Annotated in this window: 3 protein-coding genes; all 3 read left to right on the top strand. The window is 32.0% G+C overall.

From position 1 onward, the window contains the following. Positions 1-282 precede the first annotated feature (282 nt). The 3 genes from ACW2QF_RS18815 to ACW2QF_RS18805 are packed head-to-tail and all read left to right on the top strand — an operon-like array spanning position 283 to position 3287. Positions 283-975 (top strand): response regulator transcription factor, encoded by a 693-nt coding sequence (locus tag ACW2QF_RS18815; RefSeq protein WP_455717551.1) that lies wholly within the window; start codon positions 283-285, stop codon positions 973-975. A 60-nt stretch (positions 976-1035) separates the two neighbouring features. Further along, a complete protein-coding gene (locus ACW2QF_RS18810; protein WP_455717550.1) occupies positions 1036-3069 on the top strand; it encodes a sensor histidine kinase in 2034 nt (677 codons plus the stop codon). Positions 3070-3086: 17 nt separating this feature from the next. After that, a complete protein-coding gene (locus ACW2QF_RS18805; protein WP_455717552.1) occupies positions 3087-3287 on the top strand; it encodes an ATP-binding protein in 201 nt (66 codons plus the stop codon). The last annotated feature ends 41 nt before the right edge of the window (positions 3288-3328 follow it).

Here is a 3328-nt window from a genome sequence, read left to right as displayed (position 1 = left end):
AATCACTTTTACCTCTAATTAATAAATTAATGTTATTTTATAGACATAATTGTTATATTTTTTTAAAATATTGATTTGTTATTTTTTTAACCAATGTTGCTAATATTAGTAATACACAACTACATCAATGATTTTTAGCTTGTTTATAAAAAATTGCTTACAAAGCTTCCTGTTTATGGTATAACATATATATATAGAAACCAGTTTTATCATTATAATATAAATGACTAACCTACTTTTAGAGATTATTATATATCACTATATTAAAATAGGAGGATTATTATGTATACAATTTTAATATGCGATGATGATTCCGCAATCGTTGACGCAATCGCAATATATCTGACTCAAGAAAACTATCAAGTTCGAAAAGCCTACAATGGTAAAGAGGCACTTGATATTATTCATAGTGAACAAATACACTTACTCTTGCTTGATATCATGATGCCAATCCTTGATGGAATTCACACAGTAATCGCATTACGTGAAGAGAACAACTCAGTACCAATTATCTTCCTTTCAGCAAAATCCGAAGATACTGATAAAATTGTTGGTCTTAATCTAGGGGCTGATGATTATATTACAAAGCCTTTTAATCCTCTTGAATTAACAGCTCGTGTTAAGTCAGCATTACGTCGCTATACAAAATTCGGTAGCATCCCAGAAAGTAAAAATCTGTATCAAACTGGTGGTTTAATCATCGATGATGAGAAGAAAGAGGTTTGGGTGGATAACGAATTAATTAAATTAACACCTATAGAATATAATCTACTTAAATTATTAGTTAAGAACAAAGGTAAGGTATTCTCCATCTCCGAAATTTATGAACAGATTTGGAATGAACCATCATTTGGTGTAGACAATATCGTAGCTGTTCATATTAGACACATTAGAGAGAAAATTGAAATCAATCCGAAAGAGCCTAAGTATCTTAAGGTTGCTTGGGGAATTGGGTATAAAGTAGAAGATTTATAAGCTTCCATGCTTATATTTCAAATAGTTACAGCTAATTAATTGATATCTATGGAGGTTTCCATGAAAAGAATTAAATATTCCCTAACTGTCAAATGGCTTATACAAGTTGGGTTAGCAGTATTTGGATTTCTTCTTTTACTATGTTTCTATCATATCTTCCATTATCCTGATTACTATGGAAGTAATGATGATAAATTCACTGAAACCTATTATTTTGAGAAAACATTTGCTAAGTATAATGAAAGAGTTGCGGCCTATGTTATGTACCGCGAAAATGGTTACACAACGAACCTTCTAAATGAGGATGAATATCCATCATCTCATATTAATGAAACATTCTTTATGAATGAACTTGTGAGCGATCAAGATAAGTTTGAATACTATAATCAGATTCTTAATGTAAAAGACAGCAATTTCATCTATTACGTAAAGAACTTAACAACAGGTGCTGAGTATTACTCACCAAACCTTCTTTCGGAAAAGTATATAAGTCCTTATAATACTTCAGATGATCTTGCAAGTAAGGTTTCTACCGTAAAGTCAACAAATTCTAGTTCTAATGTTGACCTAAGTGATTCTTCCGTATTAGAAGCAAATGTCTCCGACTTTTTGAAGAACATATCTAAATGTGACGCTTACCTTGTCCTTAGCACCAACAGTACAATATATAATACTAACGTTACCAAATGGGGGCTGTTAGACTCCCGTACCTTAGAATGGATGTCTTCCTGTGTCAAAACACAGCTTACGCCTTCTGATACGACAGCTACTGAAGGAGAAGATACTGATAGTACAAGCACTACGATTCATACTGAAAAAACGGATGATTATGTCTTCTATACAGCAACAATTAATAATTTTCCTTATAACAGTGACGATTTTGCACAGGCATACCGAAGCTTTCAAACAATGCATCAAGCCTACAAGACAGCGATCCTTTATTTACCAATCATATTTATTATATTTTTGTCATTTTTAATCCTTAGTATACAGTTTGCAGGCTATAGCAAAAGGTCACAATCCTTATGTTTAACAACATATGACAAAGTAAATACAGAAACTGTTTGGCTCGTCCTTTTGGTTACTTTCTTCGTTTTACTAAATAATCTATTCCAATTGATTAATTCTAAGTTTTCTGATGAAACGGAATATTTTATACGATTGTTTGGTGTGTATATCGCCATGTATCCAATCTTCATCTACAACTTCTTTAGTTTGGTTCGAAGAATTAAGTGCAACACACTCCGTTCAAACATGTTATTGGTTCGTATTGGTAGTCGGCTAAATGCTTGGTCACACAGATATTTTGCCCATAAAGAACTTACCTATCAGGCAACAGCAATATTGGCAGTCTTTTTTGTTCTTATTCTAATCACTGCCTTACTATTCAAAATTCCTGGGTTTACTATACTTGCACTAATCATACTTTTTGTACTTTTCTTTGTATTCGGAAGATATTTTTTGAATGCAGTAACCTCTCTAAGTTATCTCATTAAAGAAACGAAGAAAATCAGTGATGGAGACTTAACTCATAAGATTAATGAAACTGAAGTAATTCCAAATATACGTGTTTTAAGTAAATATATAAACAACATCAGTAATGGATTATCCAATGCAGTGGATGAGAAGTTAAAGAGTGAACGTCTAAAAACTGAATTGATTACCAATGTATCTCATGATATTAAAACACCACTAACTTCTATTATTAATTATGTAGATTTATTAAAGAAAGAACATCTAGATAATGAAACAGCACTCCAATATATCGAGGTGCTAGATTCCAAATCTCAGAGACTTAAGACGTTAATTGAAGATTTGGTAGAAGCTTCAAAGGCTTCTAGTGGTGCCATTACACTTCATATGCAAAAACTTAATTTAGTCGAATTAATTAAACAAACTATAGGCGAATTTGAAGACCGTCTTGCTCAAAGTGATTTAGAAATTGATCTTACTGAAATTGAGGAACCACTATACATCTATGCAGATGGAAGAAGTACGTTCCGTATTCTTGAGAATGTTTTTTCTAATGTTAACAAATACGCTTTGAAAGGTACAAGAGTATATATTGACTTGAAGCAAATGAAGAAACAGTAAGTGTATCCGTAAAAAATATCTCTGCTACTAAATTAAATATAAGCGCTGACGAACTGATGGAGCGTTTTGTACGTGGAGATTTATCTCGTAACACAGAAGGAACTGGCCTTGGTTTATCTATTGCCCAAAGCTTGGCAAGTTTGCAAAATGGAACTTTTGATATTGTGCTAGATGGTGACTTATTCAAGGCTATTGTAACATTTCCTAGAATCTATTAATTTAAGCTAGAAGATTTAAACTTAGATTTGTAATACAATTT

Source organism: Anaerosporobacter sp. (assembly GCF_965301125.1).
This window is presented reverse-complemented; position numbering and strand designations above follow the sequence as displayed.

Bases quoted from the DNA above. Each gene is read 5' to 3' on its own strand.
- ACW2QF_RS18815 (WP_455717551.1), top strand. From the start codon at position 283: ATGTATACAATTTTAATATGCGATGATGATTCCGCAATCGTTGACGCA.
- ACW2QF_RS18810 (WP_455717550.1), top strand. From the start codon at position 1,036: ATGAAAAGAATTAAATATTCCCTAACTGTCAAATGGCTTATACAAGTT.